Raw genomic sequence first — 15,562 nt, 5'->3', positions numbered from 1 at the left:
CATCAATACAACTATCCAAAAAACGAAAAAATGTACAACTTTATATAAAATTGTACATTTTCTTATTTTAGGGCGTTATTAAATTCTTAAGTTGATGGATGTGGGGCAATACTCGAATAAGGAAATGGGATTAATCCTGTATAACCCCTACGACCTTTCCAATTGTAATAAAGGTGAAACACCATAAAAAAGCACCAATCGCAGCAAACGTAATATATGTTTTTAATTTCATTTTGCCGATTCCCGCAAAGTAACAGGTTACGTGTCTGAAACCGGGAATAAAGTATCCGAAAAGAAGTGTATACGGCCCGTATTTCTTCATCCACCTTTCTACTTTCATCATTCTCTTTTCTTTCAGTCCTATCCATTTTCCATATTTAGCTATTAAAGGACGACCAGCTTTTCTTCCGATTAGATAACTGATCATCATCCCTATAAGCGCTCCTGCAAAACTAACGAAAATAGCAAGTTCATAATTCAGGACATGAATATTTGTAAAATAACCGACAATTGTCATTAGGACTTCATCGGGTATCGGCAATCCAACGATTCCAAGAAGCAACATTAAAAAAATTGCTATATACCCATAAGATCCGATTAATTCTTGAATTGTTCCCATCTTTCCACCTCTGAATTTTCAACCGCAAGTCTTTTAAAATGTGGAAACTTAATCGTGCTCACCATCAAATAAGAAAGCACACATGTGCTTAATGCTAATACGATTGAGTTATTCATAAAACTTAATATAACAAGACATATTCCTGCGAATGGGATCGGCATTCCAATGAATGTCGGAGACTTGCTTTGAAGAACATTAAATCTTGATAGGCGAATTGCTCCACAAGTGCCATATGCCAGCGTACACAAAATCCCAATATACGGAATACTATACAATGCTACATTGTAAGCAAGCATAGCCGGAGCCACACCAAACGTAATCAAATCAGCAAAAGAATCAAGTTCCTTCCCAATATCCGAAACGGCATTTAGCTTACGTGCGACCATGCCGTCGAAAAAGTCAAGAAACATACCAACAAAAATGAAGACCGCTGCTGTATAGAAATCTTGAATAAACAAAGAGCGAATAGCAAGAAGTCCGCAAATAAAGTTTCCAATTGTAATCATACAGGGTATAAATTTCACAGTATATTAAACCTCCAATTCATTCAAACCAACACAATGGATAAAAAAACAGTCTTACAGCACACCTTGAAAAATAGAATTTTCATTTTATAGCGACAGATACAGAAGAATCCCCCTCTGAAGGTGGTGAGATAGAGGCGAAATTGATTTCTCGACTTCTCCACAAACTGCTAATTATATTGTGAATGGTATTTAAGTAAACGATAATACTAGGTAAAACTTTTCGAATTAGGGAATTGTCTATGTCCACAAAGAGAGCTTCTTTGAATGTCACCGGAACAATTTGGGATTTGATTGTTCTGAAGGCTTCCCCCACTTTTCTAATTATCTCACTAAGTCTTCTGTCAATTGTTTTTCTTTCCACACAAATGTAATACCGAGGCCAATGACCATAATAACAGCAGCGAAAAGGTAAGGATAGTGGACGTTTACGTCAAATAGTATTCCGCCTATCGTTGGCCCGATGATATTACCTAAGCTCGTATAGGTCGAGTTCATTCCAGCAATAAACCCTTGATCTTTACCGGCAGATTTTGATAAAAATGTCGTCAATGCCGGACGAAGCAAGTCAAATGCGAGGAAGATGAGGCTAGTTACCACCAACACTGCCCAAAATCCTGAGATCACGGTGGATATAACCGCCAATATTGCACCTGTAATTAAACATAATTGGATCAATTTCTTTTCACCGAGTTTATCTACCATTTTTCCAAACATAAATATTTGCACAATAACACCGAAGATTGCGCTTATCGTAATAATGGTTGCAATGTCCTTCGGCGTGAAGCCGAATTTATGATCAGAAAATAGACTAAAAACAGTTTCATATGCAGACAAGCCGAAAGCGAGTACAAATACAATGATAAATGGAATGAAATAAAGTGGATTAAGTGATTTTTTTAAATCGTTTATAAAGTTTGTTTGCTTTGTTTTAGCAGAAATTTCTGCAAGTTGTTCTTTTGTAAGCGGCTCTTTTAAAATAAATATTGATAAAATGCACGCTACAAAGGCAATAGCTGCCGCAAAGAAGAAGGGCATGCGTATACCGTATTCTGCAATAAAGCCTCCAAAGCCAGGTCCTATAATAAAGCCAGTACTAATGGCGGCAGAAACATAGCCCATCGCTTTTGGTCGATCCTGAACGGATGTAATATCTGCAACATATGCAGTAACACCTGGTATAATAAAGGCGGCACTAATTCCCCCTAACATCCTTGATAGATAAAGCACCGATACATGCGTGCCCAAACCAAAGATAAGTTCTGAAATACCAAAAAGGAATAAACCGATTGTGATGATGTTCTTCCTGCCATAACGGTCAACCCAACGACCTGCGAGTGGTGACATAAGTAGTTGTGCCATCGCAAATACGGCAATAAGATACCCCATCGTTTTTCCTGATAATTGCATGCTATTCATAAATGACGGCATAACAGGAATGACAAGACCAATTCCGAGAAAAGCAATGAATACATTGCTTAGAAGTATAATTAATATCGACTTTTGTTCTTTAATTGTTTTCTTCATGTACCAACATCTCTTTCTATAAGAATCATTGATGTGAAATAGCTCTAACTGTCTATGAGGCTTCTAATTTTTTACATGAATGGGTTCCAAATTAATTTGTATTTTGTACAAATAAACGTTTCAATTGTTTACGGAATCGAATAATAGCTACAATTATAATAACGCCAAAAACAATCTCCCAGACATGCTGTCCCATCATACTAAAGACAGAATGCATTTTATCACCTAACCAGTAACCACCAATTAAGAAGAACGATACCCAAAACAGAGCACCTGAATAAATTATTATTGCAAAACGGCGAAATGATAAATTGATTATTCCTACAAAGTATCCAGTAAAATGACGTACACCTGGAATGAAGAATCCAATAAAAAGCAGGAAATATCCATATTTATCAAACCACATTTTCGTTAAATCGATTTTTCTCTGTGTTAAAAACACATACTTTCCATACTTTTGTACAAACGGCATACCTAGTTTATTACCTAGAAAATACTGAATCGTCATCCCAACACTTGTCCCAATAAACGATAGTATAATTAATATCAGTAAATTTAAGTCTCCTGTATGTACTAAATACCCTGCATAAACTAATGTTGGCTCCCCTGGGAAAGGAAAAGCGATATATTCTAACAGCAATCCAACTAATACAACATAGTATCCATACTGTTGAAATAATTCATAAATCCATTCCATTTCATCTCTCCAAAGGTTACTTTTTTCATCGTAGATCTCCCAATTTCTTAACAATCATATTTGGTGTTTCCCATTTATCATGATCGAAATCTGAAATAGATACTTCAATATCTAAACGCTTTTGCAATTCTACTAATAAAGATACTGTATTGGTATTTCTCATCCTATTTTGCAATTTAAAATTCCATCTGTAATTACTCCATAGCTTCTTTTACTAGTATTTTTAACATTTTTTCAAATTGTTCTATTTCCTCTGCGGTACATCTTTTTTTCAAATTCATAATTATATTATTCATATAATTATCATTAAGACTGTAATACTCCATAAATTTATCTGTTACTTGAAGGTAATATACACGTTTATCTTTTTCGTCATTGAATTTTGTAAGATATCCTTTTTTAATCAATTTGTTGATTCTATACGTGGCATTCGGCTGTGATATATTAAAAAACTCTGCTAGCTCGCTATATGTAGGCTTTTTTAAGAAATATACAACTTCAAGGCATGCCATTTCTACAGCACTTATATTTTCAATCTCTACTGTTTGACCTCGAGATGAATTTTTATAAAAATTCATAGCAAGTTTCATATACAAATCTTCAAAGAGTTCATTCAACACATTTATTTCTCCTTCCCGCAATAAACTTAAAACTTTTTAATTAAAATATTTTAAGTTTATACTAAATCAAATAATCTTCATTGTCAATTGTTATAAAAAAACTAATTAAACACTGTAAAAAGGTTGATTAAAGAAGATTAAAGCGAGGTTCAGGTAATGGGCTCAGGTTAGCAAAAGCCTGTAACGGAAATCAGCCTCTTCGAATGTATGAAAATGGTTAATCAACACACCTGAAATCTATCAATATTAAAAGTGACCTTGTTTTATCAAATATTGTTCAAAGAGAGTCGTTTTCTTTATTTTAAAATCAAGGTTTGTGAGGAACTTTAATCAAACTTCATTACAAACCTACAATAAGTAGTTACATGTCATTTTAAAAGTTAAAATAAAAACAACCTAGCCTCCTCTCCTTAGAAAGGGGACCAAGTTGTTTTTCATTTGACATTTAGATCTGTGTATTCATGTGTTTAAAAAATAAGCCTAATATAAAAAGTCTTGATAAGATGCTTACTCTTCAAATGGCCATCTCGGTAGCATTTTTGCTAGTGGCTTATCTTGACGTTTTCCTAATACATAATCCGCCTGCATGACTGTATGAATCTCACGCGTACCTTCATAGATCACTGGGGCTTTCGAGTTACGTAAATAACGAGCGACTGGATATTCATCCGAATAACCATATGCACCATAAATTTGTACAGCATCATCCGCTGCTTTATTGGCAAAATCACAAGCCTGCCACTTTGCTAATGATGTCTCTCGTGTATTGCGTACCCCTTTGTTTTTCAACTCACCAACACGATATACAAGCAAGCGACTCATTTGATAGCCCGCTTCCATTTTGGCAATCATTTGCCCAACTAGCTGATGTTCTCCAATAGATTTTCCAAAGGTCTCGCGTTCATGACAGTATTTCACGCTCGCCTCGATACATGCTTGAATGAGACCGACAGCACCTGCTGCTACTGTAAAACGACCATTATCTAGCGCAGACATGGCAATTTTAAAACCTTCCCCTTCTTCTCCTAGACGATTCTCTACAGGTATACGTAGATCTTCGAAAAAGAGCTCCCCAGTATTGCCAGCACGAATACCATATTTGCCTTTAATGGCCTTCGATGTGAATCCCGCCATGGATCGCTCTACGATAAAGGCGCTAATACCATGATGTTTCTTCGCTTTATCAGTGTAGGCGAAGACGATAAAATGGTCGGCTATATCACATAAAGAAATCCATGTTTTTTGCCCATTTAAGACGTAATCATCTCCATCACGTACAGCTGTGGTAGACATCGCCGCTACATCTGACCCTGCGCCAGGCTCTGTTAAACCCAACGCCCCAATCCGAACACCTTTCGCCTGCGGAACAAGGTATTGCTGTTTTTGAGCCTCTGTTCCCCATTGCATTAAGGTCATACTATTCAACCCTGTATGAACTGAAACAGCAGTGCGAAACGCTGTATCCCCACGTTCAAGTTCTTCGCAGACGATAGCCAGCGCATTGTAATCCATGCCACTGCCACCGTATTGTTCAGGTACACAAACACCCATTAGTCCAAGGTCAGCAAGTCTTGACCAAATCTTCGAATCAAAGCCACCTTCAGTATCCCACTTCGCAATATGTGGAATGATTTCATCATCCACAAACTGCCGGACTGTTTTTCGTAGCATTTCTTGCTCAGTAGTAAATTCGAAATTCAAGACTAGGCACCTACCATTTCACGATCATTGTAGATTTATGAGAGGTTTCCTTTATAACAACGCCTCGTTTTGCCATCTCTTCAATATAAGTATCACCTGGTACAATTGATTCAGGCGCAAATACACCGCGCTCTGTAATTTTATCTTCACCAATCATCTGTGCCACGACCGAAATTGTATTAGCTGTTGCTCGAGCCATAGCTGTTTCATTAATCGTCATATCTTTTCGCACAATCATTTCGTACTCATAAGTCACCTGCTGCTGTGCTTTTTCACCTGCTACAATAACACGCAGTAGTACTGCATCTTGTTTTGTACCAAGCTCAAGCTTCTTTTTAAGTGCCTCACGAACAACTGCACGCACAGGAACTTCCTGATCTTCTACCGCTACCTTATTACCAGCATCAAGGAATCCTAGATCTGCTAATAACTTAAATTTCTCTGCATGTCCCTTATAACGAATTGTTTTATATTCTAATGTGCTGACATTTGGGAATGTCTTATACAATGTCGATATGCCGCCAGATGTATAAAATGCCTCAAGCACACCAAAACCTTCGAAATAAATAGGCTCAACACCTGATAATGATGGAACTTCTTGAAGTTTGCCTTTTTGAATCGTCTTTGATGGCTCTGTATAATGATCAAAGACACCATCTAGAGAAAATACCCGTGTATAATGAAGAGGTGGCTTAGGCTCTGTAGGAATACCACCAACAAAAAGTTTAATCGATTCTACCTCATCTAATTTCGAAGCACCGTAACCCGCTAATATGTTGACCATACCTGGGGCAACACCCAAATCTGGAATAATCGTTACACCTTTTGCTTTTGCTTCTTCATTAAGATCTAATATTTTTTCCGTTACACCACCAATATGACCACCTAAATCTACGGAATGAACACCCGCCTCAATGGCTGCTCTTGCTACACGCTCATTAAAGGAATAGAATAAAGCATTAACGACGACATCGCCTTTAGAGATGACCCCCATTAACGAGTCATCACGCTCCGCATGAAGCTCTACAACTTCAACCTTATCTGTATTTAACGAGTCCACAAAATCCTGTGCTATTTTTACGTCTATATCCCCTAAAAACACACGCTCTACTTTGCTATTTTTTATTAAATCACGAGCTACCTCTTTCCCCATTAAACCTGCACCTAATACAACAACTTTCATCAAGAACATCCCCTTTCATTGATCTGTTATTCTGTATCGATTTGTGCTCTTTGTAATTTACCGCTATAGTCTACATAAATGCTTTTCCATTCTGTATAAACATCCAAAGCAGCAACACCTGAATCACGGTGACCATTCCCCGTACCCTTTGTGCCACCAAATGGTAAATGGATTTCAGCACCCGTTGTGCCTGCATTCACATAAACAATACCTGTATCTAAATCTCGTTGTGCGCGGAAAATCGTATTAACATTTTGTGAGAAAATTGAACTTGATAAGCCAAACTTTACGCCATTGTTTACTTCGATTGCTTCATCCAAACTTGCTACTTCAATTAGCGAAACGACCGGACCAAAGATTTCTTCCTGTGCAATAATCATGTCAGGCTTCACATTAGTAAATAGCGTAGGCTCATAATAAAACCCTTTATCATAAGGAGGCTCAGATAAAATTCTACCTCCAGCTAATAATGTCGCGCCTTCCTGTTTGCCGATTTGCACATAGTGATTAATTTTTTCCAATGCGGCTTTATTAATTACAGGTCCGATTTTTACACCTTCATCTAGGCCGTCTCCAATTGTTAGCTTTCGCATTTCTTCCAATAGACGTTTTTCTAATTCCTCTCTTACATCTTTATGCACGATAACACGACTACATGCCGTACACCTTTGACCAGCAGTGCCAAATGCACTCCATAAGATTCCTTCAGTAGCTAGCTGTAAATCCGCATCATCCATAACGATGACTGCATTTTTTCCACCCATCTCCAATGAAACCTTTTTCAAATGTTTACCACCTAGCTCTGCCACCTTACTGCCTGTTGTTGTAGAGCCGGTAAATGAAATGACCTTGACGTCAGGATGTTCAATTAATGCAGCTCCTACTGTCGGACCTGTACCAAAGACAATATTTGCTACTCCGCCTGGTAAGCCCACCTCTTCAAAAATTTTACCCATTTCATACGCCATCATTGGTGTCTCATTAGAAGGCTTCCAAATAAACGTATTACCCGCAACAATTGCAGGGAACGACTTCCATGTAGCAATGGCAACTGGGAAATTCCACGGAGTTATTAAACCAACAACTCCAATAGGTGCCCGTACACTCATAGCAAATTTATTGGCAAGCTCAGACGGTGTTGTTTCCCCAAACAACCTACGCCCCTCACCAGCCATATAATAAGCCATATCGATCCCTTCTTGTACTTCACCTCTAGCTTCTTCGATGACCTTCCCCATTTCTTTTGTTAAAACGGTCGCCAAATGCTCCTTCTTCTCTTTCATTTTTTGACCGATGGCATATAAATAGTCAGCACGTCTAGGCGCAGGTACTAATGCCCAGCTTTTTTGTACTTGCTTCGCAACTGCTACCGCTTCATCTACCTCACTTGCCGTAGAACGCGGTATTGTAGCCAGCTGCTCCCCATTTGCAGGGTTGGTCACTACTATACTTTGTAAATGTGAATGTGATGTTACCCATTCACCACCGATATAGTTTTTGATTTCCACTACAAACACCCCCTGAAATATCTATGATGCCTCTGCTCCGTCGTTACCAGCCGCATCGCTTCGGACAGATATCATCTATTACAGAATTAAATGTGTCAAAATTCCGAATTTTCAACAAATGATAATCTATAAAGCTATACTTTCAGCTTAACAACATCGATGAAAATCGCCAGAGGCTTTATTTTCTTTTAGCTAAACATAGATGAAGAGTCACTGATGGAATTCTTTTGTGAGCACTGGATATCAATCACAAAAATTTTAGCTAAACGAAAATAAAATACACATTCTAGTTTTTTATATTCGACATTTCCTATCTTAATCCCTTTTTTTCTAAATTAATTAATTATACATTGAAACTAATGTGACTTATAATCGTATATATAACAAAATTACTTTTTTGGAGGAATCCTATTATGAATAATCATGAAATTGACTACAAATTATATGGCGATGATATGCAATACGTGCAGGTTGAGCTTGATCCACAGGAAACAGTGGTAGCTGAAGCTGGTGCTTTAATGATGATGGATGATTCTATCCATATGGAAACAATCTTTGGTGACGGTTCAAGAGGAAGCCAAGAAAATGGCCTTATGGGAAAATTATTCGGAGCTGGAAAACGCCTAATTACAGGTGAAAGTTTATTTATGACGACATTTACAAACGTTGGTTCAGGTAAACGTCATGTGTATTTTGCTTCTCCATACCCTGGTAAGATTATACCAATGGATTTAAGTCAATTAAACGGCAAAATTATTTGTCAAAAAGATGCGTTTTTAGCTGCCGCAAAAGGAGTTTCAGTTGGTGTTGAATTCCAGAAAAAAATCGGTGCAGGGTTCTTCGGTGGTGAAGGCTTCATTATGCAAAAGCTAGAAGGAGATGGTATGGCTTTTGTTCATGCAGGTGGAGCAATTCACGAAAAAACGCTACAACCTGGTGAAGTATTACGTGTGGATACAGGTTGCTTAGTTGCTATGACATCCGATGTAGATTACAATATCGAAATGGTTGGGGGCGTAAAAACTGCTCTATTCGGTGGTGAAGGTATCTTCTTCGCGACTTTAAAGGGGCCAGGTAAAGTATGGATTCAATCATTACCATTTAGCCGTTTAGCAAGCCGCGTCTTCGCTGCAGCACCAATTTCACAAGGCGGTGGCGGTCAATCTAGAGGTGAAGGCGGCATCGGCGGTTTATTTGATATGTTTAATAAATAATAGACGCATTAGCCCTATTTTTAAAAGGAGCACATCTTTTTTCGATGTGCTCCTTTTCTTATAGATGAATAAAACAATTGAATTCCCCGTTTTTCGGTACTTCTATCGTTACGTTCCCCCTTACGCTTTGTTAAAAAAAGCACCCTCCATCTTCTGTGTCATCAATCTATTCGATTCGATGGAGCCTTGCCCTGTCCAAATGCAGTAAGAGCCTTAACGTTCAGCATCAGCATAGCCGTTCTAGTCTGAAGCGAGGCACTACCGATATGCGGAAGCGCTAAAACATTTGGAAGCGTCAATAATGGGTGATCCAACGCAATCGGTTCATGTTCAAACACATCTAGACCTGCTGCCCACAGCTTACCACTTTTCAAAGTTTCATAAAGTGCCTTCTCATCAATAATGCCACCACGTGATGCATTGATTAACACCGCGTCATCCTTCATTAAAGCAAGTTCCTCTGCTCCTATAAGTCCTACCGTATCATTATTATACGGCGTCATAATCACAACAAAATCCGATTGCTGTAAAAGATCCTCCAACGACACATACTGAAATCCATACATTTCTTCAGCCTCATGGCGACGTCTACGATTGTTATATAAAATTTTCATATCAAACCCTTTTGCTCGTCTTGCAACAGCCTGTCCAATACGCCCCATGCCAATAATTCCTATAGTAGCTCCTGACACATCTTTACCTACTAATTGCATTGGATACCAGCTTTTCCATTTACCTTCGCGTAAATATCGTTCACTTTCTGGTATTCTACGAGCAGTCGCAAGCAATAATCCCATTACAAAATCAGCAGTGGTATTTGTTAAAACTCCTGGAGTATTTGTTGCCATTATTCCGCGCTTACGCAAAGCTTTAATATCAATATTATTAAATCCAACCGCTAAATTGGTCACCAGTTTTAAATTGGGTGCGTGTAATAATAACTCTTCATCGACTTGATCAGCAAGCGTCACCCACAATGCATCACAATCCGCGACAGCTGCCAGTAGTTTTTCTCGCGGTATAACAATTTCCTCTTCCTCCCATTGATCGATATCATAATACTCTTTTAATGGCTCAATTATATGCGTTGGGAACTTACGTGTAATAAATAATTTCTTTTTCATATTCCGAACACCCCTCTATTTAATTCGCCTATAGCGTAACACTTAGAACGCGCATTTTCTAGGAATTTCTTATCTTTACTTGTACAATAACTCATACTTTCTATCACTCTACATACTTCATTCGTCTATTTGTTGTTTTATCCTTCTATTAAGCGACTTTATCCTATTTATATTAAATAATAGAAACTGGACTTATCCCCATAACGTGTGGTTGATTTCCGTTCCGACTGGGCGCTTTGTTGCCGCTGACGCTTCGCTTTCGCGCAGATAAAACATTTGCCGCTGACGCTAGAGCAAAGCTTCCTGGGGGCGTCCGATGAGCCGCTTCGCTTCGCTCCAGGGTCTCGGGCCAACAGATGTTTTTTGCGCGAAAGCGTAGTGCTAACGTAGCGGCAGCATCATGATGTTGGTCACGAGGGCGTTATCACAGGGCATGATGGTTTTAGCCTTCGTTCCTCTATCGTTAATCCCCAAGGAGTCGCCCAGTCTCCGCTCATACGTTTAAATAAATGTCACACACAACTTTTAATGATGAGTCATGAAAACACCAAAATAAACAGAAAATAGAAAATTTCAGTTATTCTCCCACCTACCTTCTTTCGTTAAATTTCAAGTTGGTAGTCTTATTGCCCGTTAATGTGGGATAAACTAAAAAAGCCACTCAACCTTTAACAGAAGAGTGACTTTCTAATTTACATAAAGATAATAAAAGCCAATACAGCAGCTAGTACTAAACGATAAATAGCAAATGGCATTAATTTCACTTTTGAAACAAGTGCTACGAAGAATTTAATAGACAGTAATGCAAAAATAAATGAACTAATGAAGCCCACTGCATAGAAGCCAAAATAATCCATAGATAGCGTATCCCAGTTTTTCAATACAGATACTAGACTAGCACCTGCCATAATTGGTACTGCCATAATGAAAGTAAAATCTGCCGCTACACGATAACTCATACCAAATAGTACACCACCAGAGATTGTTGCACCCGAACGAGAAAACCCTGGCCAAAGTGATAAACATTGTACTAAACCTACTTTAAATGCTAAACCATAAGAAATCTTATCTAGCGAATCCACTTTTGGTTTTTTCGGTGCAAATTTATCTGCAATAATCATTAAAATTGCCCCTGCTATTAAAGCATAAATTACATGTTCTACTTTAAATAAATGATCATCGATAAAGTCTTTAAATGCAAAACCTAATACAGTTGCTGGCAACATGCCCACAATAACATGCATTAAGTTGAAGCGACCTTTCATCGAAGTAGATTGTCCCTCGATTTTATATAGCCCTACTAAGCTCAACATTCGTTTCCACATCACAACGACTACGGCTAATATAGAACCTAGTTGAACAACAATTTTAAATGTATTAGCGGGATACATCCCTAAAAACTCCTCTGTCTTTAGCCACATATCGTCCACAATAATCATATGACCTGTCGATGACACTGGTGCAAACTCTGTCAACCCTTCGACCATACCTAAAATTAACGCCTTTAATAACTCTATGATATCCACATCTTCACCTTACCTTTTATTAATTAAATATCCACATATAATAAAATACTCTTTTTCATGTACATTGGCTATAGTCTTCAGCTGTGAGTAGACAACATTAACACAAAAATATAATTATAGCTGTTAAACATCGAACAGTCTAAACACTAGCTTCTGCCGCCTTTATGATTTAATGGAAATTGATATCTACCACCCATAATTCTGAACGGCTGCCTATTCGCATCGGAGGACCCCAAAAGCCAAAACCTGATGAAACAAGTGTATGCATTTTCCCCTTCATCTTATAACCATAATCGAGCTCAAATACACGAGCCGTTATATACTGATTAGGCCATAGTTGACCTTTATGCGTATGCCCTGACATATGAAAGTCTACACCCATTTTTGCAGGTGTATTTATATTATTTGAGGTATGATTCATTACAAACCAAGGCAAGTCATCTGTTAACTTCAATGCATCTAGTTGCTTTCTATCCTTGTTTGTCCTATCCTCTTGACCCGTTAATAGTAACGCATTATCGATTCTAATAGTTTCGTCCCTCAAAATTTTCACATTTGCGTTTTCCATCTCTTCAACAAATTCAGGAATTTTCTTGCCGTAATATTCGTGATTACCAAGTACACCATATACTCCGTATGTAGAAGTTAGCTTCTTCATCACATCTGCCATTCCTTCTTGAACAAACCATTTAGGATCATCATCCACAATATCCCCAACTAAAAAGACGATATCAGGCTTTGCTTCATTCGATAAAGTAACAAAGCGCTGTAAATGTTTTTTGTGTGATAGAACACCTAAATGAAAATCTGATGCCACTACAACTCTCAACGACTCTAGATTACTACTTTTTTTATCCATCGTTATTTCTAAATGACGGACTACAGGAGAATACGCCAAATAGGAGCCTACAACACTTAGTACAAACAACATAGCAATTGCTATACTACCAATTATCTGTACATTTTTAAAGGGACTTGACCAAATAATCAAGTGTGCTGCCATACAAAGCAATAACCCGTATTCAAAAATAAACATCCAGTAATTACTAATAATCGAAAACACTCGTAAAGACTCATGCAGTCTGCCAATAATAATACTAAATGCAATGATATATAGCACTAACCAATATAAAATTGGATAACGGAACCATTCCATTGCCACAAGCCATTGCCTTAATCCCCACCCTAAGTAAAAAGTTAATGCACTATATATACTTATTAAAAGAATTCCACCAATTACTTTAGGCATATTTTAGTCCTCCACTTTTATATTTTCTTAGTCGATTATAGCATTATACTTACTATTTATATTTGCTCTAAGTACTTTCACTATTCGTCTTTAGAAAGTAAGGGAAAAAGGACTACCAATTGGCACCTTATATCAAGTGTACATCTTCCTGGGAATTCAATCGTATGATTTACATGACAATCCCTAATAGGAAAGTGACAATTTCGTAATTTAAGCGATTACTTACCACTTTAGCTATTAGAGTGGAGGCTGGGCGGCTCCTTGGGGAACAGCGATAGAGGAACGAAGGCTAAGAGCATCACGTCCTGTAATAACGCCTTCGTGACCAACATCGATGCTGTTGCCGCTGCCGCTTTGTTAGCACTACGCTTTCGCGCAAAAAACATCGTGCTGCTGCCGCTTCGTTAGCACTACGCTTTCGCGCAAAAAACATCTGCTGGTCCAGGCGGCTCATCGGACTCACCCAGGAAGCTCTGCTCTGCGCGAAAGCGTAGCGTCAGCGGCAAATGTTTTATCTGTGCGAAAGCGTAGCGACAGCAACAACAAAGCGCACATCCGGAACGGAAGTTAACCCTAAATTATGGTAATGACCCCACTTTTTGATTAATACTCTTTAACTTCGCCCATTTTTCCAGTAACATTATAAATAGTAAGAAAATTTACACATTTACGAGTGAAAAAGGGGTGCTGTTCCAATGACAAGATACAAATTCGAATCAACAGAGCATGAGTTATTTCGTAAAACTTTACGTAAGTTTTTAGCAGAAGAAGCTGAACCACACTATCCACAATGGGAGAAAGATCATCTTATTCCAGTTGATTTTTGGCGTAAGCTCGGAGAAATGGGCTATCTATGTCCCCAAGTAGAAGAACAATATGGCGGTCTCGGGCTCGATTTTAGCTTCGGCGTTACTATTCAAGAAGAGCTAGAGCGAGTAGGTTCAAGTCTTATTGGCGTTGGTTTGCATAACGATATCGTCGTGCCCTATATTGAGGCATATGGCTCAAATGAGCAAAAATCACGCTGGCTACCTAAATGTGTTACAGGTGAATATATTACAGCGATTGCTATGACAGAGCCAGGCGCAGGTTCAGATTTAGCAAACCTCCAAACAACTGCCATTCGTGATGGCGATCATTACATCGTCAACGGACAAAAAACATTTATTACAAATGGTATTCATACAAACTTGGCGGTTGTGGCTGTCAAAACAAACCCTCAGGCAGAAAAAAAACATCGTGGCATTAGCCTTCTTGTCATAGAGGACGGAACACCTGGCTTCACGAAAGGCCGCAAGCTCGAAAAAGTCGGAATGCATGCACAGGACACAGCTGAGCTATATTTCGAGGATTGTCGAGTACCTGTAGAAAATCTTCTCGGTGAAGAAGGTAAAGGCTTTATCTATATGATGGAAAAGTTGCAGCAAGAGCGTTTAGCAGTGGCCATTGCTGCACAAACGGCTGCTGAGGATATGCTAGCCTTAACGATTGATTATGTAAAATCACGCGAAGCTTTTGGTAAGTCAATTAGTGATTTCCAAAACACACAATTTAAAATAGCGGAAATGGCAACAAAAATTGAGCTTGGCAAATCTTTTTTAGAATCTTTAATAGAAGAGCATATTGCAGGAAATGATGTTGTAACAAAAGTATCAATGGCAAAATACTGGATAACAGAAAATGCACGTGAACTTGCTATCCAATGTATGCAGTTACATGGTGGCTACGGTTATATGGAAGAATATAAGATTGCTAGAAGATATCGAGATATTCCTGTCATGTCTATTTATGCCGGTACCAACGAAGTTATGAAAGTAATTATTGCCAAGAATTTAGGGTTATAACTAAGAAAAACTACTATTCTAATGAAATTAAGGTGTGATATTGAAAATTGTAAGGCTCTTCGGTACAACGAGTAGCCTAAGTGACGAAATGAAGGGCCGGAACGACGGATAGAAGTGCTTAAGCGACGGGATGAAATGCCGGAACGACGGATAGAAGGGTCCAAGTGACGGATAGAAACGTCAAAATCGTGGATAGAACAGCAAAAATCGTGGATAGAAACGTTCA

13 protein-coding genes and 1 pseudogene are annotated in these 15,562 nt (G+C 38.3%); 2 read left to right on the top strand and 12 right to left on the bottom strand.

The genetic code is table 11. The features are described 5' to 3' along the window. Positions 1–130: 130 nt before the first annotated feature. The 9 genes and pseudogenes from BFJ97_RS13245 to BFJ97_RS13205 all read right to left on the bottom strand — a co-directional run bounded on the left by BFJ97_RS13245 (position 131) and on the right by BFJ97_RS13205 (position 8,379). Positions 131–619 carry a DedA family protein gene (locus BFJ97_RS13245; RefSeq protein WP_068985130.1) on the bottom strand — a complete coding sequence of 163 codons (489 nt, stop codon included), beginning with the start codon at positions 617–619 and terminating at the stop codon, positions 131–133. Continuing rightward, on the bottom strand, positions 598–1,143 hold the full coding sequence (pssA, locus tag BFJ97_RS13240) for a CDP-diacylglycerol--serine O-phosphatidyltransferase (protein ID WP_068985129.1): 546 nt from the start codon (positions 1,141–1,143) through the stop codon (positions 598–600). The genes BFJ97_RS13245 and pssA overlap by 22 nt, the downstream gene beginning before the upstream one ends. 324 nt (positions 1,144–1,467) lie before the next feature. Further along, on the bottom strand, positions 1,468–2,670 hold the full coding sequence (locus BFJ97_RS13235; protein WP_068985128.1) for an MFS transporter: 1,203 nt from the start codon (positions 2,668–2,670) through the stop codon (positions 1,468–1,470). A gap of 91 nt (positions 2,671–2,761) precedes the next feature. Next, the gene (locus tag BFJ97_RS13230; protein ID WP_068985127.1) at positions 2,762–3,367 is read right to left on the bottom strand and encodes a DedA family protein; all 606 of its coding nucleotides are present in this window, start codon (positions 3,365–3,367) and stop codon (positions 2,762–2,764) included. Between the two features lie 25 nt (positions 3,368–3,392). Further along, positions 3,393–3,518, bottom strand: a pseudogene (dltC, locus tag BFJ97_RS13225) (D-alanine--poly(phosphoribitol) ligase subunit 2); the annotation flags it as partial. A 43-nt stretch (positions 3,519–3,561) separates the two neighbouring features. Next, positions 3,562–3,987, bottom strand: coding sequence for a MarR family transcriptional regulator (locus BFJ97_RS13220; protein ID WP_083227035.1), 426 nt, complete (start codon positions 3,985–3,987; stop codon positions 3,562–3,564). 507 nt (positions 3,988–4,494) lie between these two features. Further along, the gene (locus BFJ97_RS13215) at positions 4,495–5,688 is read right to left on the bottom strand and encodes an acyl-CoA dehydrogenase family protein (protein ID WP_068985126.1); all 1,194 of its coding nucleotides are present in this window, start codon (positions 5,686–5,688) and stop codon (positions 4,495–4,497) included. 10 nt (positions 5,689–5,698) lie between these two features. After that, positions 5,699–6,871: a saccharopine dehydrogenase family protein gene (locus BFJ97_RS13210; RefSeq protein WP_068985125.1), complete on the bottom strand. Its 1,173-nt coding sequence runs from the start codon at positions 6,869–6,871 to the stop codon at positions 5,699–5,701. 26 nt (positions 6,872–6,897) lie between these two features. Further along, positions 6,898–8,379 (bottom strand): aldehyde dehydrogenase family protein, encoded by a 1,482-nt coding sequence (locus BFJ97_RS13205; RefSeq protein WP_068985124.1) that lies wholly within the window; start codon positions 8,377–8,379, stop codon positions 6,898–6,900. A 413-nt stretch (positions 8,380–8,792) separates the two neighbouring features. On the opposite strand from BFJ97_RS13205, the gene BFJ97_RS13200 reads away from it, so the two are divergent. Beyond that, on the top strand, positions 8,793–9,593 hold the full coding sequence (locus tag BFJ97_RS13200) for a TIGR00266 family protein (RefSeq protein ID WP_068985123.1): 801 nt from the start codon (positions 8,793–8,795) through the stop codon (positions 9,591–9,593). 161 nt (positions 9,594–9,754) lie between these two features. Here the strand turns inward: BFJ97_RS13200 and BFJ97_RS13195 are convergent, their stop codons facing one another. The 3 genes from BFJ97_RS13195 to BFJ97_RS13185 all read right to left on the bottom strand — a co-directional run bounded on the left by BFJ97_RS13195 (position 9,755) and on the right by BFJ97_RS13185 (position 13,492). After that, complete coding sequence (locus tag BFJ97_RS13195) at positions 9,755–10,717, bottom strand: 2-hydroxyacid dehydrogenase (protein WP_068985122.1); 963 nt, start codon at positions 10,715–10,717, stop codon at positions 9,755–9,757. A 692-nt stretch (positions 10,718–11,409) separates the two neighbouring features. Then, positions 11,410–12,243: an undecaprenyl-diphosphate phosphatase gene (locus BFJ97_RS13190; protein ID WP_068985121.1), complete on the bottom strand. Its 834-nt coding sequence runs from the start codon at positions 12,241–12,243 to the stop codon at positions 11,410–11,412. A 169-nt stretch (positions 12,244–12,412) separates the two neighbouring features. After that, on the bottom strand, positions 12,413–13,492 hold the full coding sequence (locus BFJ97_RS13185) for a metallophosphoesterase (protein WP_068985120.1): 1,080 nt from the start codon (positions 13,490–13,492) through the stop codon (positions 12,413–12,415). Positions 13,493–14,187: 695 nt separating this feature from the next. Here BFJ97_RS13185 and BFJ97_RS13180 point away from each other — a divergent pair. Then, positions 14,188–15,336: an acyl-CoA dehydrogenase family protein gene (locus tag BFJ97_RS13180; protein WP_068985119.1), complete on the top strand. Its 1,149-nt coding sequence runs from the start codon at positions 14,188–14,190 to the stop codon at positions 15,334–15,336. The last annotated feature ends 226 nt before the right edge of the window (positions 15,337–15,562 follow it).

The sequence above is a fragment of the Lysinibacillus xylanilyticus genome, from assembly GCF_001708185.1.
Classification (GTDB): domain Bacteria; phylum Bacillota; class Bacilli; order Bacillales_A; family Planococcaceae; genus Lysinibacillus; species Lysinibacillus xylanilyticus_A.
The sequence above is the reverse complement of the archived record's forward strand: the minus strand, read 5'-3'. Positions and strand labels throughout refer to the sequence as shown.